The organism is Mycobacteroides salmoniphilum, from assembly GCF_004924335.1.
Lineage (GTDB): Bacteria > Actinomycetota > Actinomycetes > Mycobacteriales > Mycobacteriaceae > Mycobacterium > Mycobacterium salmoniphilum.
The window spans coordinates 4,287,623-4,308,723 of the sequence record NZ_CP024633.1 but is presented as its reverse complement, the minus strand read 5'-3'; the positions used below and the strand labels follow the sequence as shown (position 1 = coordinate 4,308,723).

Below are 21,101 nucleotides of genomic sequence, written 5' to 3'. Positions count from 1 at the left end.
TCGGGGCGGAAGTTGCAGGCAATCGGTCGTGACTGACGACCAATCTGAGCATTGCTCAGATTAAGTTACCCTGTCCTTGAGCTCGGGGTTCCAACGCGAAAGACAAGGTGAAATGTCTAGAGAGCTGACCGACCTTGAGATGCTCAGCGATTTGGAACCGATTGCTGAAGCCAACCTCAACCGGCATTTGTCGGTCGCGACGGAGTGGCACCCACATGACTATGTTCCCTGGGATCGCGGCCGCAATTTTGCGCAAATGGGTGGGGACGACTGGGATCCGGAGCAGTCGCAGCTAAGCGAGGTCGCCAAGGCGGCGATGATCACCAACCTCCTCACCGAGGACAACCTGCCGTCCTATCACCGTCAGGCGGCCAAATACTTCGGCCTGGACGGTGCCTGGGGCACCTGGGTGGGCCGTTGGACCGCCGAGGAGAACCGACACGGCATCGTCATCCGCGACTACCTCGTCGTCACGCGCGGTGTGGACCCGGTGGCATTGGAACGCGCGCGCATGGAGCACATGACGGCAGGCTTCGACACCACCGATGAAGAGGAGTCGGTCCACAAGACCGACTTCCTGCTGTCGGTCGCGTACACCACGTTGCAGGAACTGGCGACTCGCGTCAGCCACCGCAACACCGGCAAGGTGTGCGATGACCCGATCGCGGACCGGATGCTGCAGCGCGTCGCCGCCGACGAGAACCTGCACATGATCTTCTATCGCAATATGTGCAGTGCGGCACTGGATCTCGTGCCCGATCAGGCGCTGGAAGCGATCGGCGCGGTGATCGAGAACTTCCGGATGCCCGGGCAGGGCATGCCTAACTTCCGCCGTAACGGTGTGCTGATGGCCAAGCACGGCATCTACGACCCGCGGCAGCATCTCGAAGAGGTGGTGACGCCGAATCTGCGTAAGTGGCAGATTTTCGAGCGCAATGATTTCAGCGCCAAGGGTGAACAACGACGCGAGCAACTCGCCGCGTATGTGGAAGACCTTAAGTGCCAAGTGGTCAAGTTCGAAGAACAGCGCGACCGCATGCTGGCCCGTGAGGCGAAGAAGAGAGAAGCCCGCGCCGGATAGCGCGGGCCCCTCGTCTCGTTCTCCTGCTTACTTGGTGATCTGGATCTTCTGCGCCTCGGCAGTGGCGTACGCGCCGGCGATCTTGATGGTCAGGATGCCCGTGTCGTAGCTCGCCGAGATCACGTCACCTGTCACATGGGTTGGCAGGGTGAAGGTGCGACGGAACTTGCCGTAGCGGACCTCCCGCAATACGCGTCCAGTGCTTGACGCTCCTCGCGCGAGTGGCTCCTCGCCGGTCTGCTCGGCCCGCCCATCGCGACGCTCGCCGGATACCACCAACGTGCCGCGCTCCACCTCGACCGTGACGTCCTTGTCGACATCGACGCCGGGAAGGTCGAGACGGACCAGGGCGTCATCCCCGTCCTTCGCGACCTCGGCGGCCGGAACGAAACCCGGGCTGGGCCAGCTGGTGGCCGGGCCGAAGGACTGGCGTACCAGCGCGTCGAACTCGGCGAACGGGCTGCGTCGTGTCCACACCACATTGCTCATAGCTCTCTCCTCAATACAGGGCCGGAGTCTCAACCGGCCGTCACTCGTACAAACTTGAGTGACACACGCTAAAGTTCCGATTTCCGTACGCCGACGGCGAACAGGACGGCCCCAGAGGTAAACGGTGGAGCGTCGGCGCTGCGTGCCAGCCCGGGATTCCCAGGTTCGTCGCGTAGCCTCGCGCCGTGCCCGACCAGACCGGCGAAACCCAGAAGTCCTCCGCGCGTGAGGTGTTGCGACAGGTCCTGGTCAGTGTCGGGCCTTCGTTGGGCACCTACTACGCGCTGCGCGCGTTGGGTCAGCCCGAGATTCACGCGTTGATTGCCGCCACGGTGGTGTCCGGCCTCCAGGTGCTCGTCAAGGTGGTGAAGAACCGTAAGTTCGACGTCCTGTCGGGCTTTTTGATGTTCAACTTCGGGCTGAGTCTGGTGATCGCGCTCGTCACCTCCGATGCGCGGATGGCTCAGGTGTCCAACACCATTCCCGGCATCTTGCTTTCGTTGTTCTTCATCGGAAGCGCGCTGTTCGGCAAGCCGCTCACCGAGCTGATGATCGCGAAGGCTCGGCCCGGACGCATCGAAGAGATCGCGGCCGAGCACCATTGGACAGGGGACAACTTCCGGTCGTATCACCGGATGCATGTCCACGTGAGCTTCTGGTGCGGTGTCATCAGCCTGCTGCTTGCGGCCATCTCGATCGTCATCATCTATAGCTTCTCGGTGGATGTCGCCCAGGCCGTCAACCAAATCTTCTCTCTGGTCACCACAATGGGCCTGATCATCGGCATCATTGTGGTCATCCGGCGTTACCTGCAGCGCATGACGTACGACTCGCCCGCGGCCTGACGACCGGTTACAGTCGCGCGGTGTCCCTGACCGCCGAGCAGTCCGAAACCGAGAGCGGGATCTCGCCTCGCCAACTCGTGATCGAGGGATTGCTCAATGTCGGACCCGCCCTGTGCGCCTACTTTGGGCTGCGCCTGGCCGGATTCCCGGAACTGCACGCGCTCATGGCCGCGACCGCGGTCTCTGCCACCCAGGCACTGGTCAAGATGGCGTGGAAACGGGCTCTCGACCCGGTTTCGCTGTTGGTGGTGCCGATCTTCGGGGTCAGCCTCATCATGGCGTGGCTGACCCGTGACCCACGCTTGTCGCAGGTCACCAACGAAGTGCCCGGCATGCTGCTGGCCACCTACTTCCTGGTCAGCGCGCTCATCGGTAAACCGCTGACGGAGCTACTGGTCACCAAGCTGTGGCCCGGCGGCGTGGAGAAACTGGCCGAGGAACAGGGCTGGACCGACGAGGACCAGCGCTCGTATCACCGGCTGCATGTCTATGTCAGCTTCTGGTGCGGGATCTTCAGTCTGCTGTTCTGCGCCCTGATGGTGGTGATCATCTACACGTTCTCCGTCGACGTCGTACAGGCCGTCAACCCGGTGGTGTCGATGCTCACCACGGGCGGACTCATCGTGGGTGTTGTCGTTGCGATCCGGATGTACCTGCGCCGCAAGGAACGAGCCCTCTCGGGCCGGTAGATCCACTTTCTCAGGCTCTCTCAGATTGCGTCGGTACCGTCGCTGTGGTGAGTGGGTTGGGTAAGGGTGCAGGGAAATTCACGCTCGGGCACGCCTTGGTCAGCGCCGCGCTCGGGTTGGGAACGTACTACGGGATGCGCCTGCTGGGTGCCTCGGAGTTGCATGCACTGATGGCCGCGGCGGTGGTCTCGGCATTGCGCGTCATCTACACCGCGGTGCGGGACAAGCGCTTCGACATCGTCGCGGGATTCATCATGCTGATGCACGGCGCGACGCTGGTGGTTGCGCTCCTGACCAGTTCACCGCAGCTTGCTCAGCTCACCCATGTCGTCCCGGTGGTGCTGTTCGGTGTGTTCTACATCGGCAGCTGTCTGACGAAACGACCACTCACCGAAGTCGTCATCGACCTGATTCGCCCCGGCTGGGTGGCACGACATCACTGGACCGACGCGGATCTGCGCGCCTATCACCGGATGCATGTGCGGCTGTGCGTCATCGTCGGCACGCTGGAGTTGGTGCAGGCCGCGGTGATGACGGGCATCGTCCTGCGGTACTCCGTTGATATCGCGCAGGTGGCCAACGGGCTATTGGCGACGGTCGGGAGTGCCGCGCGGTTGGCATTTGTCATCGCCGTGATCTGGGTTTTCCTGCGCCGTCGCGGGCATCACCACGCGTCGCCACCGCGCCAATCACAGGTCAGCGAGCCCGATGGGTCAACCCCGGAGCTCATCGGCAGCACGTGCACACCCTCATCTTCGGCGGGCGCAATGCCCTCTGCCGTCATCACGGGAGTGGTTCCGAGCCAGGGCACCCAGCCGCGGGCCTGATAGAACGGGGCGACGTCGTCGTCGGCGCTCAGCGCACCCAGCTCGTAGGCGCCACGCAAGACCTGTTCGGCGGCATCCATGATCGCGCAACCGAGCCCGTTTCCGCGCCAATCGCTATCCACCGCAACACCTTCCACGTATCCGGTGCGTAGCGTCCGTCCTTGATGCAGCAGTCGGCGCTGGATCACCGCGGCGTGGGCGATGAGTGTGCCGTGGTACCAGATGAGCGCGTGCATACCGCCCAGGCAGTGTTCCCAGTCTTCTTCGGTAAAATCACCCTCGAATGCATCGATCAGTAATTCTCTTGCAGCGTCACGTGTTTCGCTATCCAGATCGGCGGTGTGGATGAGTCGCGCGGTGTGAGTCCGGATGACGGGGACGGTTGGCATATTGGACACAGCCGACATCTCCTAATTGATGCGCGGTCGTGACCAATGGAACCGGACAGTTTGTCCGGGCCGCACCTGGGCAGCCAGATCGACATCGTGATCGGTGATCACCCCGATCACCGGATAGCCTCCGGTCACCGGATGGTCAGGGCCCAGGATAACGGGCTGACCGCCGGGTGGCACCTGAATGGCACCGCGGACCACACCCTCGCTCGGCAGCTGCCTGGCCGGGTCGCGCAGCTCCAACGGCTTGCCGATGAGTCGAGTGCCCACCCGGTCACTGCGGTCCGAGACGATCCAGGCTCTGTGTGTCAGTGCGTCGGGATCGACGAACCAGTCGTCGCGTGGACCGGGTACCACCTTGAGCTCGACGGTGTCATCGGCGATGGGGGCCACCGGCGCCAGTTCGACCTCCGGGAAGGAAGGGGACCGTGGTCCGACCGGCAGCCTGTCCCCGGCCTGCAGTGGCGAGGGGCCGATGCCAGACAGGATGTCGAAGCTGCGCGAGCCCATCACCGGCGCCACACTGACCCCACCGCGCACCGCCACGTAACTGCGTAGTCCGCTGCGCGGTGCGCCGAGTGACACTACGTCGCCGTCCTGTACCTGGGCAATGCTGTTGGTGCCAAAGGGAATCCCGTTGACGGATGGATCGGTGTCGGCACCGGTGACGGCCACCACCGCGTCACCGCCGGATACCCGGAATGACATACCGCCGAGGGTTACCTCGATGGTGGCCAGGTTGTCGGGATTGGCCACCAGCCGGTTGGCCAGGGAATGCGATGCGCGGTCCGCGGCCCCCGAACGTCCGACACCCATGGCCGCCTTGCCGATCCGGCCGAGGTCCTGGACCAGCGCCAGTGGGCCGGTGCGCATGACTTCCAGGGTGGGTCTCATGCCGTCACCTCCTGGAACTGGACGCGTGTACCGGGCGTGAGTAGCGCCGGTGGGTTGCGGTCAAGGTCCCAGACGACAGCATCGGTGCTGCCGATCAGCTGCCAGCCGCCGGGAGATTCACGCGGGTAGATCCCGCTGAACTCGCCGGCGAGCGCGACCGCACCGGCGGGCACCTTGGTGCGCGGGTCGGCGCGGCGGGGGATGGCCAGACGCGAGTCCCCTCCTACCAGGTACGCGAATCCCGGTGCGAATCCGCAGAATCCGACGGTCCATACCGTTCCAGTGTGTGCCGCGATCACACCGTCCACTCCCAGGCCGGTGTGCTCGGCAACCTCTTCAAGATCGAGACCGTCGTACCGGACCGGGATGGTCACCGGTGGTGATGTGGTGTCCTCCGTCGTATCCGGCGGCGCCGCGCGCTGTGTCAGCCGATGCCGAACGATCGCCTGGTCGGCCGGGCTGTGGAGCTTGAGCAGGACGGTGCTGGACGCGGGAACGATATCGGTGACGCCATCGATAGGGTCGGCATTCAGCGCTGACGTCCACGCCAGCACTTCCTGCACGGATGTGCACTCGAGCAACAAGGCCCGATCCCCGTGATCCCGCACCTTCAAATCTGTTGCGGTACTCATATTTCGACGGTACTCCCGCGGGCACGCCTAGGGGCGTATTTATCCCGCCTGTGTATAAGTCGGCTCGTGCTTCTTGATGTAGGCGATCACCCGATAGGTGATCGGCAGCATCACGATCTCCACGACGGACTTGAAGATCCAACCCAAAGCCGTGTACGTCGCCAACTGGCCGAGGGTGTGAATACCCAGCGCGGTGGCCGCGATCGAGCAGAACACCAGCGAATCGGCGAACTCGCCGACGACCGTCGAGCCCACCAGCCGGGCCCACAGGTGGCGCTCCTTGGAGCGCTTCTTCATCCGCACCACAACGAGCGCGTTAAGCGTTTGCCCAACAAGGTATCCCGCGAGTCCGGCGACCATCAGCGTGGTGATGCTCCGGACAATGGTGGCGAAGGCCTCCTGGTTGGGGTAGAAATCGGCGGCGGGCAGCACCATTGCGGTCCAGAGCACCACGCAGGCCAGCAGCTCCATCGCGAATCCCAGCAGGATGACCCGGTTGGTGGCGCGATATCCGTAGACCTCACTGAGTACATCGCCGATCACGTAACTCAGCGGGAACAGCACGAACGCACCGTCGGTGATCAGCGACCAATCGCCGATGACGGGTCCGAAGCCGATTGCCTTGGTGGCAGCCACATTCGAGATCAGTACCACGCCGACGAAGACGGCTGACAGCAGTGGATAGTAGCTGCGACCGACCTGGGCGAAGACCACCTGATCCTGGGGAGTCTTCTCGACCTCGCTTGTCTCCATTCCGCGAAGTCTAAGGTGCGTGCTTGCACTGGGGTGCGGGTGGATTTGTCGCGCAGGGCGGTGGGCGGTTGGGCATGGTGGCGGCCGCGTAGATCAACAGTGCCACTGAGACCAGATACACGATGAAACCGATCGTCACGGTGCGGAGCCGTTGTCCGCGGGCAAACGCCAGAGGCAACGTACCCGCGGCTAACAGTCCGAAGGGGATGGCGAGCATCATCCCGAAGATCAGCCCATAGCCGTGAGGGTCGGCGACTGGATCCGACGACAGCCGCGACGACAACACCATGCATGCCGCCAGTCCGAAGATGCCCAGAGCGGTCGCGCCGACGATACCGCCCACCACGCGAATCGCGACGTCACCCCAATACGGCCCTGGGCGTGTGCCCGGAACCGACATCAGCCCAGTATCCGGGCCAGCTGGGGGACCAGGCTGTCCACCACGTACGTCAGGCTCAGCGGAGAGCTGAAGTTGATGGCCCCCGCCAATTCCTTACTGGCGAAGATGCTGCGGTTCAGCAGCGAGGAGCTCAGCTTCGTGATCACCGGATCGGCCCGCAGCGCGGCGCTCTGCTCATCGGATTCGGTGCCCCACACCAGCACATCGGCCTGGCCAAGGAGGCTGGAGAGCTGGTCGGCCGGAAGATACGCAAGTTGGTCGCCCTTGGCGTAGCTCTCCAACTCGGCGGGAACGGTCAGCCCGAGAGCGGTGAGGAACCCGGTGCGCGGTCCGGATCGGTAGGCGATGGCCTGCCCGTCGAGCAGTTCGCCCTGCAGGTAAATGGCCTTCTTGTCTTTGAAGCCGGCGTGCGCGGACGCGGCCGAAGCGAACGTGTTGTCGACGGCCTGAACTACCGCAGCCATCTCCGACGGCTTGAACACCGCCTGCCCGATGGCCTTGGCCTGGTCCTTCCACGGTTCGAAGAACGCGTACTTGCCCGATTGTGCGATCGTCGGTGCGATACCGGACAACTTGTTGTAGGTGTCCTGGTCCAGCCCGGCGTCGGTGGCGAGGATGAGATCGGGCTTTAGGGAGGCGATCTTGTCGACCATCAGTCCGTCGGTGAGCGTGAGGACCTCGGGGGTGGCGGCGCCGAGCCGGTCGGTTGCCCACGGCCAGGTTGCGAACGGGAAGCCGCCGTACCACTCGGTGACCGCGATGGGGACGATGCCCAGCGCCAACAGGTAGTCGTGTTCGGTGTATCCGGCGCTGACAATGCGCTTCGGCGGAGCCTTGACCTCGGTCTTACCGAATGCATGCTTGATGACGGCGGCGCCGTTCTGCTCCGAGGTGGGGGAGGAGTCTTCCGTGCAAGCGGCCAGCGCCGCGCCCGCAGCGAGGGTGGCGCCGGCAGCCAGAAACCCGCGGCGAGTGATCATCCCAGGTGGCACACATCGAGAGTAGCTGGCGCACGCAACCCAGGTGCTTTTCCGATGCGCGGCGATGTCTTACGGACAGCCCACCAGCCGCCGCGCTGCCTCGGCGGCGGCGGCGCGGCGATCCGCGAGCGTGTGCTCGGCGAGCGGTTCACCGACAATCCGGTCGATGCCGAACCCGCTGGCCGCCATCGAGTAGGCGATATCGATCAGCATCATGAGCAGACTCATGGGATCCCACGTCGGGTCGATGAGCCCGGTCTGCTGCCCCTGGCGTACCTCATCGAGTTTCGCTTGGAAGATGCGGCGCAGCACGTGGTTGTCGAACATCCCGTCGGGGGCCTCCAGCTCGATCCAGCGCTGTAACCGTGCGCCTTGCGGATCGGCGACGATGTTGTCGAACAGCCCCGCGACGTACCCGGGCACGTCACCGGCGCTAAACGGCACCTTGTACGGTGCATCATCGATCCATTGCGCCACAACGGCTTCAAACAGCTGTTCCTTGCTCTCGAAGTAGCTGTACAGCCGTTCCTTGCTCGCGTTCGCGTTGGTGGCAATCCGGTTCAGCCGTGCGCCGGCGAAGCCGTACTCGGTGAATTCGGCCTTGGCCGCGGCCATGATCCGATCGTGGGTGGCCTGACCCGCAGCGCGCATGGCACTCACCAGAGCAGCACCGGTTTGATCGCGGCACCGGACCGCGCATCCGCCACGGCCTGATCGATCGCGCGCGCCGGGTATCTAGTGATCAGCGATTCAATCGGAAAGCGGCCCTCTGCATGCATGCGCAGCAGTTCCGGAATGAATTCCTGTGGGTTCGCGTCGCCCTCGATGCAGCCGCGAATCATCTTGCCGCCGAACATGAGATCGGTGAGGTCGATTGTTCCGCGGGAAGCCCCCAGCCCCACCAGAACCAGCACACCGCGCTGCCGCAACAGACCGAGCGCCGTGGCGATGACGTCGGTGTTCGCCGTGGTGTCGAGCGCATGGGTGGCCCCGCGTGCCACCGAGGACACGTCCTCCGTCGTCGGGTCCACGGCGCGGGTCGCGCCCAACGCGACGGCCTTGGCGCGTCGTGAGGCCACCGGGTCCACCGCGATGATCGTGTGCACCCCGATGGCCTTGGCGGCCATCACCGCGGCCAGGCCGACACCGCCCGCGCCGAATACCACAAGACGCGAATCTGGTTCGGGTGTCAGTACATTGAGCACCGCACCGGCGCCCGTCTGCAGACCGCATCCGAGCGGTGCGGCAGTTGCGAGATCGGTCGACGCATCGACCACGACGGTGTTGTCGGCCGCGGCCAGTGCGTACTGCGCCAAACTGGATTGCCCGAAGAACGAGCCGAACAAGCCGTTCCCGTTCTGGGACAGTGTCGATGAGCCATCGAGCCGGGTGCCGGAGAGGTTGAGCCGGGCGGCACGGGAGCAGTACGCCCGCTCACCTGAACCGCATTGTCGGCATTCGCCGCAGCTGCGGTAGCTCAAGACCACGTGGTCTCCGGGACGGATGCTGGTCACCTCATCGCCCACCGCCTCGACAATCCCGGCGCCCTCGTGGCCCAGCACCGCAGGGATCGGTACCTGTGCCTTGAAGGTCAGATCGGTATGGCACAGGCCGGTGGCGTGAATCTTGACGAGCACCTCATCGGGGCGCGGTCCGTCGAGTTCGACCTCTTCCAGCGTGAAGGGAGACTCTGCTGAACGGCTCAGTGCTGCAGTGACTTTCACTGATCGCGTTCGAGTAGGAAATAGAGGTAGTTGCCGCTGGCACGCTGGCGCTTGCCGTTCATGATGCCCATCAGCGTGTTCTCGTCGACCCATTTGAAGTGATCGAAGGTGGGCTGGCCGTCGTAGACCATGGTGCCGGTGACCTCGCCGCGGAACTCGATATCCCACAGGGTCGCACCGCCCAGGCTCAACGCGTTATTGGAAAACAGTTTTCCGTCGTCGTCGTAACAGACGATGGGTTCGACATCGTTGATGGACGTGAAGATCTTGCCGTACCAGCGTGCGGCGGCCAGTTGACCGTTCATCTTGTGCCCGGTGTGGAACTCGTCGCCCTTCCACCTGCCCAGCATGTCCTCGGGTCGAACGGTGTCGAGCGCGGCCCAGATCTCGTCGAGATCGGCGGGGCTGACGTCCCGCTGGCTGCGAAGTTCGGCGAAACGAGTGCGGGCCTTGTCGACGTCCATGTCTCTCCCAAGTCAGTTGGTTCGGGAAGGACGCTAACACCGAACCAAATGGTTCGGCAAGGGTGATCAGATGACCAGTGAGATGCCCAATGCGATCATCACGACGGCGATCCCTGCATCAAGCACGCGCCAGGTTCCCGGACGCTGGAACAGTCCGGCAAGATGCCGTGCGCCGAATCCGAGTGCCACAAACCAGGTGACACTCGCGGTCAGGGCGCCCGCACCAAACAGCCAGCGTGCGTCCTGGTGTGCGTTGGCCAGGGAGCCGAGCAGTACCACAGTGTCGAGGTAGACATGCGGGTTCAGGAAGGTGATGGCCAGCGCGGTCGTCAGCACCGCGCCGAGGCGGGCCGGATTGGATTCGGCAGGCACCAAAGTTCCGGGGCGTAATGCGCGGCGGGCGGCCAACAATCCGTAGCCGATCAGAAACGCCGCGCCACCCACTTTGGCCACGGTGAGCAGGCTCGGCGTGGCGGCAATCAGGCCTCCCAGGCCGCCGATGCCCGCGGCGATGAGGAGGAAGTCGCCGGTGATGCACACGGCGACCACTGGCAGCACGTGTTCACTGCGGATCCCCTGCCGGAGCACGAAGGCATTCTGGGCGCCGATAGCGGCGATGAGGGACATTCCGGTGAGAAAGCCGAGGAAGATAACGGTCACAACATCGACGCTAGGGTCGCGGCGATATGCAGTCCAGCTAATGATTCTTACTATGCATTAGAATTGCTAATGTGAGTCTGGACTCGCAACAGCTGATTGCCTTCGCCGCCGTCATCGAGGAGGGCAGCTTCGATGCCGCCGCCCGGCGGCTTGTCATCACCCCTTCGGCGGTGAGTCAACGCGTCAAGGCACTGGAGCAATCGGTGGGGCAGGTGCTGGTTCGCCGGGAAAAGCCCTGCGTGGCAACCGATGCGGGTGCCTCGTTGATGAGGTTGGCGGCCCAGGTCGGCACGCTGGAGCGAGAGGCGCTGCGCGAGATGGGGGCCTACGGCGCGCCGATACGGGTAGCGATCGCGGTGAACGCCGACTCGTTCGGAACCTGGATGGGGTCGGTCTTGGCGTGGATTCCCGACGGTGTGCTGGTCGATATCCGTATCGAGGATCAGGATCACTCCGCGGAACTGCTGCGCGCGGGCGTCGTCATGGCGGCGGTGACCACCGAACCCAAGCCCATCGCCGGATGCCGCTCCGAACCGCTGGGTTCCATGCGGTACTTCGGGATGGCGTCACCGGAGTACGTCGCGCGCTACCTTCCGGGTGGGCTGCTCGACTCGGGGATCGACGCCGTGCGGCAGGCGCCGATGATGCGGTGGGACAGGCGCGATGCTCTCCAAGACCAGTTCTTGCGCAAGCTCTTTCGCCGGGATGTCACCGTGCCGGAGCACTATGTGCCGACGACGGGCGGAAACACCGAGGCGCTGCGGGTGGGGCTGGGTTGGGGAATGATGCCCGAGCAGTTGGATCGCGACGGCCTCGTCGATCTAGCGCCGGGGCTGCATCTCGATGTGCCGTTGTATTGGCAGCATTGGAAGTTCGAGTCCTCGACACTGAGCGCGATTACCTCGGCGGTGCGTGAGGCGGCCTCCGTTCTGCGGCGCGGAAGCTAGCGGCGTACGGTGCGGCTGAGTCGATGCGCGTGCCGCAGGAGTAACTGTCCGAGAACTGGCTGGCGTGCGGCGTTGAACCGGGACTCGATACCCGTCAACGTGAGCGCGCCGATGGGGTTGTGGTGGGCATCGAACACCGAGGCGGCCATCCCCCAGGAGCCCTCGACTACGTGACCAGGGTTGACGGCCCAGCCGATTTGTCGGGTGGCAGCGATGCGCTCCCAGACGGAATCGGCGCGAAAGTCCTTGCCCCACTGAGATTGTAGGTCGGCCCTGTCGAGATACGCATGAATCGTCTCGTCGGGAAGGTAGGCCAGGACGACCATTCCGGATGAGACGACGCCGAGCGGAAAGCGTGCGCCCTCGTACAGCACATGCGACCGGATCGGGAAGTCGCCGTCCTCGCTCAGTAGTACGACGGTGTGATCACCGCGGCGCAGTGAGAAGAACGCGCTCTCGCCGGTTTCACGTGCCAGTGCCGTCACAACGGCGGCCGCCTTCTCCGTGATGTTGTATCGGGGCGCGGACGTGGCACCGAGGAGGTAGATCTCTGGCCCCAGGAACCACTGACCGGAGCGGGTGTCTCGTTCCACCAACCCCTCGGTGGCAAGCGATTCCAGCAGGCGGTGTGCGGTGGCCCGTGGGATGTCGGTACGGCGAGCGAGTTCGGTGGTGCTGACACCGCTTGCGGTGTCGGCCGAGACCGCTCGAAGGAGCGCCGCGGTGCGGCGTACCACGCTGGGTGCCTCGGTCACCCCGCTCACGATACGCGTCCGCTGAATGGACGTTTATACCCTCTCGTGTTCATCGGGTGGGAGCTTCGTGCACCATCCTTGCCGTGCAACATGGTTTTCGTCCATGGTTTCGTGACACCGGTAAGTGGACGCCCGGCTGGGCATGGAGGTGGTTGTGGGCGTCAAGCGGACCGTCGAGCAGCGTGGTCTGTGGTTCGAGGAATTCGAGACCGATGTGCTGTATCTGCACCGACCCGGTCGGACGATCACCGAGGCCGACAACGTTCTGTTCACGACGTTGACCATGAACACCCAGGCGCTGCACCTCGATGCTGCGTTCTCGGAGGCACTACCACCGTTCAATCAGCGCCTGGTGAATTCGATGTTCACGCTGTCGACGTTGGTCGGGTTGTCGGTCGCGCAACTCACCCAGGGCACCATCGTCGGGAATCTCGGATTCTCCGACATCGCCTTTCCCAAACCGCTGTTCCACGGAGACACGCTCTACGCGGAGTCCGAGGTAATCGACAAGCGCGAGTCCAAGAGCCGCCCGGGAGAGGGCATCGTCACCTTTGCGCACACCGGCAGGAATCAGCACGGTGATGTGGTGGCCACGGCGTCGCGACAGACCATGGTGCGCAAACGTGCTGAAGGACAGGGGCAATGACACTTACCAGGCGGGGACCGGGCTGGCTCTTCTGTCCCGCCGATCGTCCCGAGCGCTTCGAAAAGGCCTCCATCGCCGCGGATGTGGTGATTCTCGACCTCGAAGACGGGGTGGCGGCCACCGATCGTCCCGCCGCCCGCGACGCGCTGATCAGTACCCCGCTGGATCCCGCCCGGACGGTGATTCGCCTCAATCCCGCAGGCACCGCCGATCACCTGCTGGACGTGGAAGCGATCGCGCGGACCGCGTACACCACGGTGATGCTGGCCAAGAGTGAGCATGCCGATCAGGTTGCGGCTCTGGCGCCGCTGGACGTGGTGGTGCTCGTCGAAACTCCATTGGGGGCGCTCAATGTCGCCGAGTTGGTGCGGCCCGGGAACGTCGTCGCGGCGATGTGGGGCGCGGAGGACCTATTCGCCGCGATGTGGGGTACCAACAACCGGTGGCCCGATGGCAGCTACCGCGATGTGGCACGACATGTTCGTTCTCAAACATTGTTGGCGGCAAAGGCATGTGGCCGGATGGCGCTGGATTCGGTGTACCTCGACATCAAGGGCCTCGACGGGCTACGTGCGGAGGCCGATGATGCCGTGGCCGTCGGGTTCGATGCCAAGGTGGCCATCCACCCCACCCAGGTGAACGTCATTCGGCAGGCATACAGGCCGACCGAGGAGCGGGCACGGTGGGCGCGCGGGGTCCTCGAGCTGGCAGGCCGGGAACGTGGTGTCTTTCAGTTCGAGGGTGCGATGGTGGATGCGCCCGTGCTCAGACATGCTGAACGGATTGTCGAACTGAGCACCGGAATTCAGGGTGGTGGTCCGAATGAGTCATTAGAGTCGGGCTCGATCCGTCCCGCTGATCGGCGGGCGGAGGGCGGCGGTGCAGGTGGTGAAGCGCGACGATGAAGTCCTATGACGCCGGGTCGTCGGCGTCGCCGATCATCGAGGAGACGATCGGCGAGAGCTTCGAGCGCATAGTCGGCGCCCATCCGGATGTCGATGCCCTCGTCGATGTGGCCGGCGAGCGGAGATGGACCTACCGGGAGCTCGACGCGGAGATCAACCTCGTGGCGCGCGGTCTCATATCGCGCGGGATCGCGGCGGGCGACCGAGTCGGGATCTGGGCGCCGAACTGTGCCGAATGGGTTCTGGTGCAATACGCGACGGCAAAGATCGGCGCAATTCTGGTCAACATCAATCCGGCCTACCGAACCCATGAGCTGGCCTATGCGCTCAATCAGTCGGGGGTTCGCACGTTGATCTGTGCCACGGCGTTCAAGTCCTCCGACTACACGACGATGGTGGACCGGGTGCGTCCTGATGTCTCCACCCTGCTCGATGTGGTGTTCATCGGGACGGACGGCTGGACCGATCTGGTGGCGGGAGCCGAACAGGTTCCCTTGGCCGCGCTGCGCGACCGGATGTCGCAGCTGTCCAACACCGATCCCATTAACATCCAGTACACCTCGGGGACAACGGGTTATCCCAAGGGGGCGACGCTCTCACACCGCAACGTACTCAACAACGGATACTTCGTGGCCGAGTCGATCCACCTGGAAGTGGCTGACCGGCTGTGTATTCCGGTGCCCTTCTATCACTGCTTCGGCATGGTCATGGGCAATCTCGGATGCACGACGCACGGGGCCACCATCGTGATACCGGCACCGGGATTCGATGCCGCTCGCACTCTCGAAAGCATCGAACGTGAGCGCTGTGTCGGGGTGTACGGGGTGCCCACCATGTTCATCGCGATGCTCGCAGACCCCGATTTCACGCGGCGCGACCTGTCCTCGTTGCGGACGGGAATCATGGCGGGTTCGGTGTGCCCCATCGAGGTGATGAAGCGGTGCATCGACGAGATGCACATGGCTGAGGTCGCCATCGCGTATGGCATGACGGAGACTTCGCCGGTCTCTTGCCAGACGCTCGTCGACGACGACCTGGATCGGCGCACCGCGACTGTTGGACGTGCGCATCCGCACGTCGAGGTCAAGGTCGTCGACCCCGGCACCGGAGAGATGGTGGAGCGCGGCCAATCCGGCGAGCTGTGTACCCGTGGGTACTCGGTGATGCTCGGCTACTGGAACGACGAGGACCATACCCGGGAGGCGATCGATGCCGAGGGTTGGATGCATACCGGTGATCTGGCGGTGATGCGAGAAGATGCCTACTGCACCATCATTGGGCGAATCAAGGACATGGTGATACGCGGCGGCGAAAACGTCTACCCGCGCGAAGTCGAAGAGTTCCTGCTCACTCACCCGGACATCGAGGACGTGCAGGTGGTCGGGGTGCCGGATGAAAAGTACGGCGAGGAGCTGTGCGCGTGGCTCCGGATGCGGACAGGCCGTGCGCCGCTCGACGCCGGTGCTATCCGTACCTTCGCCTCGGGGCGCCTTGCTCACTACAAGATCCCGCGTTACGTGCACGTGGTCGACGGCTTCCCGATGACCGTGACGGGAAAGGTGCGCAAGATCGATATGCGGGAGCAGGCCATGGAACTTCTGGGATTACGAGAGCCGGGCCAGAAACATGGGAAGTAGTACCTACGAACGATTCGTCAACCACGTCGAGCGACGGTATGCGTTGTCACTCACGGACTACGAAGACGTGAGGCGCTGGTCGGTTGACTCCGTTCCCCAGTTCTGGCGCGCGTTGTGGGAGTTCTTCGATGTTCCGGGACGCGGGTTGCGTGACGGTGACGAAGGTGTGCTTTCACGTGCGGTGATGCCTGGGGCGCAATGGTTTCCGGGTGCCGAGCTCAACTATGTGGATCCGGTCCTGCGCCACGCGGATCAAGACGGGGCCGCCATCGTGGGTGTCGACGAGGCGGGGGAGCGCACCGAGATCGGTTGGCGTGAATTGCCCGGCCGGGTTGGTGCGGTGGCCGCCGAGCTGCGTCGTCTCGGTGTTGGTCGCGGTGACCGCGTAGCCGCGTATCTGCCGGACGTGCCCGACGCGATGGTGGCCTTCCTGGCCACCGCGGCGGTGGGTGCGGTGTGGGCGGGATGTGGTCAGGACTACGCCCCTGAGGGCGCGGCATCGCGGCTGGGGCAGCTCAATCCGAAGGTGCTCATCTCTGGTCCCGGGTACCGCTACAACGGTCGGTGGGTGGACAAGGCGGCCGATACCGCAGAACTGCATCGTCTCTTGCCGGGTGACCCCGCGCTGATGCTCGAATTACCCACGGGCAGTGCAGATCCTGTCGTCGATATGGTGCCATTCGATCATCCGATCTGGGTCTTGTTCAGCTCGGGTACCACCGGTAGGCCCAAGGGCATCGTGCACGGTCACGGGGGCATGCTGCTGGAACATCTCAAGGGTGTCGGGCTGCATTGCGATCTGGGGCGAAGTGACGTCTTCTTCTGGCAGACGGCGCTGTCCTGGATGATGTGGAACTTCCGGTTGAGCGGTCTGCTGGTCGGTGCCACTGTGGTCTGTTACAGCGGACATCCTTTGTATCCCAATGCCGATCGGCTATGGGAGCTGTTGGAATCTGAAAAGGTCAGCTACTTCGGCACCAGCCCTGGGCACTTGCAGGCAACCAAGAAGGCGAGGCTGGAGCCGTCGGCTGAGCACGACCTGAGTGCGCTAAAAACGCTGGGTAGCAGCGGATCGCCCCTTTCGCCCGATCTGTTCGAATGGGCGGGCTCGTGTGTCGGCGTCGCAGTGTCCTCGCTCTCGGGTGGTACCGATGTCTGCACCGCATTCGCCGGCGGCACACCGGGGGTGCATGCCCGGGCCGGCGAGTTGCCCGCGCGCTACCTGGGGGTGGATCTGCGCAGCTGGTCACCCGAGCGCCGGTCTCTCATCGGGGAAGTGGGCGAGATGGTGATTCTACAGCCCATGCCGTGCATGCCGATCCGATTCTGGGACGACCCCGACGGATCACGTTATCGAGCAGCATATTTCGACCACGAGTGGACCGATGGTCGTGACCCTGGGGTCTGGCGGCACGGCGATTGGGTCACCGTCACCGAGCGGGGATCGCTGGTGATCCACGGCCGCAGCGATGCAACGTTGAACCGCAATGGAATCCGGATGGGGTCGGCAGATATCTACGAGGTCGTGGAATCGATGGACGAGATCGCCGAGGGATTCGTCCTCGGCGTCGATGGTCCCGACGGCGCCTACTGGATGCCGCTGTTCGTGACCATGGCACCGGGGCACACCTTTGATGAGGATCTGGGCGCGCGCATCGCGCGGGAGATCCGTGCCCGCTTGTCGCCCCGACACGTTCCCGACGAAGTGATCGAGGCGCCCGGAATTCCGCACACCCGTACCGGCAAGAAGCTCGAGGTCCCCATCTGCGGCGTGCTGGCCGGACGCGCGGATGTGTCCTTGGATCCGCGGTCGATCGATAATCCGGATCTTGTCGACTGGTACCGCGGGCAGGGGCGCGACCATCGCTGGTAGTGGCGCCCGAGGGCATCTTGCGGGCGCCCGCGATGCCGCCTAGTATACCAATCGGTATACATCTGCCGATGTGTCGATTCTCTTGTACTACAGCGTCTTATCGGCAGAACTCAACGAGGAGGATTCCATGCCAGCACGAGCGGCCGACCGTTCACGTCCCTTGAAACTTCTCATCCTGGGGCGCACACTCGTCGCCTCGGGCAGCCTGCTGACTCCGAACGTATTCGGGCGTGTTTTCCGGATGGAGGTCGCTGGGACGGCCGCGGTACCCATGGGTCGTATGTTCGGCATCCGCAACGCGCTGCTGGCTCTTGGTCTGTCGCGCCTGGGGGCATTCAGCGCCCCCGGCACGTTCTTGAAGCTGAACGTACTGACCGATGCGGTTGACGCGGCAGTGTTGGTCTCGGCTGGGCGCCGCGGCGAAATCAGTACGCTCACGTCCACTCTCGGCACCGCGGTGGCGTTATCGGCCGTCGCGGTGGGTGTTGCCTCGCTGGCCGCGTTACCGGCACCACAGGGCTAGCCCCAGGGCGAGTAGTCGGCAATCAGCTCTTCCTGTGGCGGGCGCTCCGGCTCCGGTACGTGTACGAGGTTGACCCGCACCCGGTACCAGACCGAGCTCGGGCCACGCATGCCGTCCACGAGAACATCCTGCGGTTCAAGGAGTTTCGAGACATCGGGATACTTGTCGTGCCACTCGGTCAAGGCTGCTTCGGCTTCCGGCTTGGTCTTCGTCCGCGCGATCTCAATCAACGGCATCATCGACTGCCGCCGTCCGTCGCGGGAAGTGCCCTTGGGCGCCTTTTCGGCGGGTCCGAGCTCTGCTGCCAGTTCCAGCAGCTGATCCAGCGTGCCGGTGGCGCCTTCCATGCCTTGCCACGGATCGCCGATATCGGCGAATCGCTCCCGCACCGTGGTCAGCGTGAATTCCGCAGGGCGGCAGCCCGCCACCTCGTCCCACCGCAGCGGCGTCGACACCCTGGCGTCCGGGACGGCACGCACCGAATAGGCGGAGGCCACCGTGCGATCCTTCGCGTTCTGGTTGAAATCGACGAACACCCCGTGACGCTCCTCCTTCCACCACCGGCTGGTCGCCAGCTCCGGGGCACGGCGTTCCACCTCACGGGCCACCGTCTCGGCGGCCAGCCGTAGCTCCCGGAATGTCCATCGCGGGGCGACCGGCGCGTAGATATGAAAGCCGCGCGACCCAGACGTCTTGGGCCACGCGGTCAGACCGTGATCCTCCAGAACCCCGCGCACGACAAACGCGACATCGAGGATCTGGCTCCACGGCACCCCCGGAACGGGGTCGAGGTCGATGCGCAGCTCATCGGGATGGTCCAGATCGTCGGCGCGCACCGGGTGCGGATTGAGATCGACACACCCCAGGTTGACCACCCAGGCCAGCGAAGCCGCGTCGGTGACGACGGCTTCCCGGGCGGAGGTGCCGCGTGCGTAGTGCAACTCGGCGGAGGCGATCCAGTCCGGCCGCTTCTCCGGCACGCGCTTTTGGAACACCGCCTCCTGCGAGATGCCCTTGACGAATCGCTTCAGGATCATCGGCCGGTCACGTACTCCACGCAACGCCCCGTCGGCGACATCGAGGTAGTAGTGGACCAGGTCACCCTTGGTGATGGCCGCGGTGTTTTCCCCGCTGGGAAATATCACCTTGTCGGGGTGCGTGATGGTGACCTCGCGCCCCGCGACCTGCAGCACGACGTCTGCCATGGCGTCATCGTAGGGCTGCAGACCGACTTTCCCGGGGGTACTTGGTGACGTGCCCCCGACCGACCGGTTGGCTGTGCTGCTGAGAGGGAGGTCACATAGGCTGTCGATCATGTCGATCACCGCCGAACGGCCGCTCTTCTCGAAACTTCAGACTCTTGCGAAGCGCGGTGGCGCTGAGCTGCATTATCTCCGCAAGGTCATCGAGGCGGGCATGCTCAAACTGGACCCGCCGAACGTGCTGGCAGGGATCGTCCGCGACTTCTACCGGTTCGGCGAGATCGGTGCGGTACCGGCGTTCGGCGCCCATCGCAGCCCGTCGCGGACTGCGATCATCGATGACGAGGGTTCGATCACCTACGCAGAGCTGAACGACGCGGTGAACGCCCTGGCTCACGGCCTGAGTCGTCTCGGTATCAAGGGCGGCGACGGCGTCGCGATCCTGGCGCGTAACCACCGTTGGTTCATCATTGCCAACTACGCCGCACATCGTGCCGGCGCCCGCGTGATCCTGCTCAACACCGACTTCTCGGGACCGCAGACCAAGGAGGTCGCTGAGCGTGAAGGTGCCCGCGTCCTGATCTACGACGCCGAGTACGCCGAGTTCCTGGACGGTTACCGCCCCGAGCTGGGTCGGATCATGGCGCTGCCCACCAACCCCGAGAACCCGGACCAGCCCGCCTCCACCGACGAGACCATCGCGTCGGTGATCAAGCGCAACAGCACCACGCCGGCGCCGCGTCCGTCGAAGTACTCCTCGTTGGTGATTCTCACCAGCGGCACCACCGGAACCCCGAAGGGCGCCCCGCGCAAGCTGGCGCTGACCCTGGCGCCTGTCGGCGGCATGTTCTCGCATGTGCCCTTCCGTTCGGGCGAGGTGACGTCGGTGCCTGCCCCGATGTTCCATGCGCTGGGCTATCTGCATCAGAGCCTGGCGCTGACACTGGGTTGCACGTTGATCCTGCATCGGAAGTTCAAGCCCGAGAACGTGCTTGCCGATATCGAGAAGTTCAAGGTCACCGCCATCGTGGTGGTGCCGGTGATGCTTAATCGCCTGCTCAACGCTCTCGATGAGGCCGAGGGCAAGCCCGACTTGTCCGCGCTGCGCATCGTTTTCGTGTCCGGTTCGCAACTCGGTGGCGAGCTGGCCGCCCGGGCGCTGGACACGCTGGGACCGGTGATCTACAACCTGTACGGATCCACCGAGGTCGCCTTCGCCACCATCGCGCGGCCCCAAGATCTCGCCATCAACCCGTCCACAGTGGGCCCCGTGGTCAAGGGTGCGACCGTCAAAATCCTTGACGACGAAGGAAAGCCGGTCTCGCAGGGCACCGTCGGGCGGATCTTCGTCAGCAACGCGATCCCGTTCGACGGTTACACCGGTGGTGGGCACAAGCAGATCATCGACGGTCTGATGTCCAGTGGTGACGTCGGCTATTTCGACGAGCACGGACTGCTGTATGTGTCCGGGCGCGATGACGAGATGATCGTTTCGGGCGGCGAGAACGTGTTCCCCGCCGAGGTCGAAGACCTCATCAGCGGGCACCCGGATGTCATCGAGGCCACCGCACTCGGTGTCGACGACCCGGATTGGGGAGCACGGTTGCGGGCGTTCGTGGTTCGTCACCCCGAATCGACGGTGGATGCCGACAGCATCCGCGCGTACGTACGCGACAACCTGGCGCGATACAAGGTGCCGCGTGACGTGGTCTTCCTGGATATCTTGCCGCGCAATCCTTCCGGCAAGATCCTCAAGCGCCAGCTACGCGACTTGGAGGTGTAG

Annotated in this window: 22 protein-coding genes and 2 pseudogenes; 11 read left to right on the top strand and 13 right to left on the bottom strand. The window is 64.2% G+C overall.

What is annotated here, in order from left to right:
* Window positions 1-112 precede the first annotated feature (112 nt).
* Window positions 113-1,081: an acyl-ACP desaturase gene (locus tag DSM43276_RS21305; protein WP_078325988.1), complete on the top strand. Its 969-nt coding sequence runs from the start codon at window positions 113-115 to the stop codon at window positions 1,079-1,081.
* 27 nt (window positions 1,082-1,108) lie between these two features.
* Here DSM43276_RS21305 and DSM43276_RS21300 read toward each other — a convergent pair whose 3' ends face one another.
* A complete protein-coding gene (locus DSM43276_RS21300; RefSeq protein WP_078328308.1) occupies window positions 1,109-1,570 on the bottom strand; it encodes an Hsp20/alpha crystallin family protein in 462 nt (153 codons plus the stop codon).
* A gap of 185 nt (window positions 1,571-1,755) precedes the next feature.
* Between DSM43276_RS21300 and DSM43276_RS21295 the strand changes: the two genes are divergently transcribed.
* From DSM43276_RS21295 to DSM43276_RS24025, 3 genes and pseudogenes are all read left to right on the top strand, one after another.
* A complete protein-coding gene (locus tag DSM43276_RS21295; RefSeq protein WP_078328307.1) occupies window positions 1,756-2,415 on the top strand; it encodes a VC0807 family protein in 660 nt (219 codons plus the stop codon).
* Between the two features lie 20 nt (window positions 2,416-2,435).
* Window positions 2,436-3,104: a VC0807 family protein gene (locus DSM43276_RS21290; protein ID WP_078328306.1), complete on the top strand. Its 669-nt coding sequence runs from the start codon at window positions 2,436-2,438 to the stop codon at window positions 3,102-3,104.
* Window positions 3,105-3,148: 44 nt separating this feature from the next.
* Window positions 3,149-3,709 (top strand): annotated as a pseudogene (locus DSM43276_RS24025) (VC0807 family protein); the annotation flags it as partial.
* A 59-nt stretch (window positions 3,710-3,768) separates the two neighbouring features.
* Here DSM43276_RS24025 and DSM43276_RS21285 read toward each other — a convergent pair.
* The 10 genes from DSM43276_RS21285 to DSM43276_RS21240 all read right to left on the bottom strand — a co-directional run bounded on the left by DSM43276_RS21285 (window position 3,769) and on the right by DSM43276_RS21240 (window position 10,830).
* A complete protein-coding gene (locus tag DSM43276_RS21285; RefSeq protein ID WP_109555916.1) occupies window positions 3,769-4,338 on the bottom strand; it encodes a GNAT family N-acetyltransferase in 570 nt (189 codons plus the stop codon).
* A 3-nt stretch (window positions 4,339-4,341) separates the two neighbouring features.
* Window positions 4,342-5,217, bottom strand: a complete 876-nt coding sequence (locus tag DSM43276_RS21280; RefSeq protein WP_078328304.1) for a 5-oxoprolinase subunit C family protein — start codon at window positions 5,215-5,217, stop codon at window positions 4,342-4,344.
* Window positions 5,214-5,849, bottom strand: coding sequence for a 5-oxoprolinase subunit B family protein (locus tag DSM43276_RS21275; RefSeq protein ID WP_078325993.1), 636 nt, complete (start codon window positions 5,847-5,849; stop codon window positions 5,214-5,216). The genes DSM43276_RS21280 and DSM43276_RS21275 overlap by 4 nt, the downstream gene beginning before the upstream one ends.
* A 39-nt stretch (window positions 5,850-5,888) precedes the next feature.
* Window positions 5,889-6,602, bottom strand: coding sequence for a queuosine precursor transporter (locus DSM43276_RS21270; protein ID WP_078325994.1), 714 nt, complete (start codon window positions 6,600-6,602; stop codon window positions 5,889-5,891).
* 10 nt (window positions 6,603-6,612) lie between these two features.
* Window positions 6,613-7,002, bottom strand: a complete 390-nt coding sequence (locus tag DSM43276_RS21265; RefSeq protein ID WP_078328303.1) for a hypothetical protein — start codon at window positions 7,000-7,002, stop codon at window positions 6,613-6,615.
* Window positions 7,002-7,982 carry an ABC transporter substrate-binding protein gene (locus DSM43276_RS21260; protein ID WP_078328302.1) on the bottom strand — a complete coding sequence of 327 codons (981 nt, stop codon included), beginning with the start codon at window positions 7,980-7,982 and terminating at the stop codon, window positions 7,002-7,004. Before DSM43276_RS21260 ends, DSM43276_RS21265 begins: the two co-directional genes overlap by 1 nt.
* Before the next feature lie 69 nt (window positions 7,983-8,051).
* Complete coding sequence (locus DSM43276_RS21255) at window positions 8,052-8,597, bottom strand: TetR/AcrR family transcriptional regulator (protein WP_211196783.1); 546 nt, start codon at window positions 8,595-8,597, stop codon at window positions 8,052-8,054.
* 41 nt (window positions 8,598-8,638) lie between these two features.
* Window positions 8,639-9,706, bottom strand: a complete 1,068-nt coding sequence (locus tag DSM43276_RS21250; RefSeq protein ID WP_078328300.1) for an NAD(P)-dependent alcohol dehydrogenase — start codon at window positions 9,704-9,706, stop codon at window positions 8,639-8,641.
* Window positions 9,703-10,170 carry a DUF4334 domain-containing protein gene (locus DSM43276_RS21245; protein WP_078328299.1) on the bottom strand — a complete coding sequence of 156 codons (468 nt, stop codon included), beginning with the start codon at window positions 10,168-10,170 and terminating at the stop codon, window positions 9,703-9,705. Before DSM43276_RS21245 ends, DSM43276_RS21250 begins: the two co-directional genes overlap by 4 nt.
* A gap of 66 nt (window positions 10,171-10,236) precedes the next feature.
* Window positions 10,237-10,830 (bottom strand): LysE/ArgO family amino acid transporter, encoded by a 594-nt coding sequence (locus tag DSM43276_RS21240; RefSeq protein ID WP_078328298.1) that lies wholly within the window; start codon window positions 10,828-10,830, stop codon window positions 10,237-10,239.
* 71 nt (window positions 10,831-10,901) lie between these two features.
* On the opposite strand from DSM43276_RS21240, the gene DSM43276_RS21235 reads away from it, so the two are divergent.
* On the top strand, window positions 10,902-11,777 hold the full coding sequence (locus DSM43276_RS21235) for a LysR family transcriptional regulator ArgP (protein ID WP_078328297.1): 876 nt from the start codon (window positions 10,902-10,904) through the stop codon (window positions 11,775-11,777).
* On the opposite strand, the gene DSM43276_RS21230 is transcribed toward DSM43276_RS21235, so the two are convergent.
* The gene (locus DSM43276_RS21230) at window positions 11,774-12,532 is read right to left on the bottom strand and encodes an IclR family transcriptional regulator (protein ID WP_078328296.1); all 759 of its coding nucleotides are present in this window, start codon (window positions 12,530-12,532) and stop codon (window positions 11,774-11,776) included. The two genes, DSM43276_RS21235 and DSM43276_RS21230, sit on opposite strands and share 4 nt — an antisense overlap.
* A gap of 154 nt (window positions 12,533-12,686) precedes the next feature.
* On the opposite strand from DSM43276_RS21230, the gene DSM43276_RS21225 reads away from it, so the two are divergent.
* From DSM43276_RS21225 to DSM43276_RS21205, 5 genes and pseudogenes are all read left to right on the top strand, one after another.
* Window positions 12,687-13,178 (top strand): MaoC family dehydratase, encoded by a 492-nt coding sequence (locus tag DSM43276_RS21225; RefSeq protein WP_211196741.1) that lies wholly within the window; start codon window positions 12,687-12,689, stop codon window positions 13,176-13,178.
* Window positions 13,175-13,993, top strand: a pseudogene (locus tag DSM43276_RS21220) (HpcH/HpaI aldolase/citrate lyase family protein); the annotation flags it as partial. The gene DSM43276_RS21225 and the pseudogene DSM43276_RS21220, both read left to right, overlap by 4 nt.
* 86 nt (window positions 13,994-14,079) lie before the next feature.
* The gene (locus DSM43276_RS21215) at window positions 14,080-15,720 is read left to right on the top strand and encodes an AMP-binding protein (protein WP_078328294.1); all 1,641 of its coding nucleotides are present in this window, start codon (window positions 14,080-14,082) and stop codon (window positions 15,718-15,720) included.
* Window positions 15,710-17,593, top strand: coding sequence for an acetoacetate--CoA ligase (locus DSM43276_RS21210; protein WP_078328293.1), 1,884 nt, complete (start codon window positions 15,710-15,712; stop codon window positions 17,591-17,593). Before DSM43276_RS21215 ends, DSM43276_RS21210 begins: the two co-directional genes overlap by 11 nt.
* Before the next feature lie 127 nt (window positions 17,594-17,720).
* Window positions 17,721-18,116: a hypothetical protein gene (locus DSM43276_RS21205; protein ID WP_078328354.1), complete on the top strand. Its 396-nt coding sequence runs from the start codon at window positions 17,721-17,723 to the stop codon at window positions 18,114-18,116.
* On the opposite strand, the gene ligD is transcribed toward DSM43276_RS21205, so the two are convergent.
* Window positions 18,113-19,309: a non-homologous end-joining DNA ligase gene (gene ligD, locus DSM43276_RS21200; protein ID WP_078328353.1), complete on the bottom strand. Its 1,197-nt coding sequence runs from the start codon at window positions 19,307-19,309 to the stop codon at window positions 18,113-18,115. The two genes, DSM43276_RS21205 and ligD, sit on opposite strands and share 4 nt — an antisense overlap.
* A 121-nt stretch (window positions 19,310-19,430) precedes the next feature.
* Between ligD and fadD2 the strand changes: the two genes are divergently transcribed.
* Window positions 19,431-21,101: a long-chain-fatty-acid--CoA ligase FadD2 gene (gene fadD2, locus DSM43276_RS21195; RefSeq protein WP_078328292.1), complete on the top strand. Its 1,671-nt coding sequence runs from the start codon at window positions 19,431-19,433 to the stop codon at window positions 21,099-21,101.

What these genes read in the sequence shown, in the direction of transcription:
- DSM43276_RS21275 (WP_078325993.1), bottom strand. Translation starts at nt 5,849, where the DNA reads ATGAGTACCGCAACAGATTTGAAGGTGCGGGATCACGGGGATCGGGCC.
- DSM43276_RS21270 (WP_078325994.1), bottom strand. Translation starts at nt 6,602, where the DNA reads ATGGAGACAAGCGAGGTCGAGAAGACTCCCCAGGATCAGGTGGTCTTC.
- DSM43276_RS21215 (WP_078328294.1), top strand. Translation starts at nt 14,080, where the DNA reads ATGAAGTCCTATGACGCCGGGTCGTCGGCGTCGCCGATCATCGAGGAG.
- DSM43276_RS21265 (WP_078328303.1), bottom strand. Translation starts at nt 7,002, where the DNA reads ATGTCGGTTCCGGGCACACGCCCAGGGCCGTATTGGGGTGACGTCGCG.
- DSM43276_RS21205 (WP_078328354.1), top strand. Translation starts at nt 17,721, where the DNA reads ATGCCAGCACGAGCGGCCGACCGTTCACGTCCCTTGAAACTTCTCATC.
- DSM43276_RS21260 (WP_078328302.1), bottom strand. Translation starts at nt 7,982, where the DNA reads ATGATCACTCGCCGCGGGTTTCTGGCTGCCGGCGCCACCCTCGCTGCG.
- DSM43276_RS21245 (WP_078328299.1), bottom strand. Translation starts at nt 10,170, where the DNA reads ATGGACGTCGACAAGGCCCGCACTCGTTTCGCCGAACTTCGCAGCCAG.
- DSM43276_RS21305 (WP_078325988.1), top strand. Translation starts at nt 113, where the DNA reads ATGTCTAGAGAGCTGACCGACCTTGAGATGCTCAGCGATTTGGAACCG.
- DSM43276_RS21210 (WP_078328293.1), top strand. Translation starts at nt 15,710, where the DNA reads ATGGGAAGTAGTACCTACGAACGATTCGTCAACCACGTCGAGCGACGG.
- DSM43276_RS21280 (WP_078328304.1), bottom strand. Translation starts at nt 5,217, where the DNA reads ATGAGACCCACCCTGGAAGTCATGCGCACCGGCCCACTGGCGCTGGTC.
- DSM43276_RS21255 (WP_211196783.1), bottom strand. Translation starts at nt 8,597, where the DNA reads ATGGCCGCGGCCAAGGCCGAATTCACCGAGTACGGCTTCGCCGGCGCA.
- DSM43276_RS21300 (WP_078328308.1), bottom strand. Translation starts at nt 1,570, where the DNA reads ATGAGCAATGTGGTGTGGACACGACGCAGCCCGTTCGCCGAGTTCGAC.
- fadD2 (WP_078328292.1), top strand. Translation starts at nt 19,431, where the DNA reads ATGTCGATCACCGCCGAACGGCCGCTCTTCTCGAAACTTCAGACTCTT.
- DSM43276_RS21285 (WP_109555916.1), bottom strand. Translation starts at nt 4,338, where the DNA reads ATGTCGGCTGTGTCCAATATGCCAACCGTCCCCGTCATCCGGACTCAC.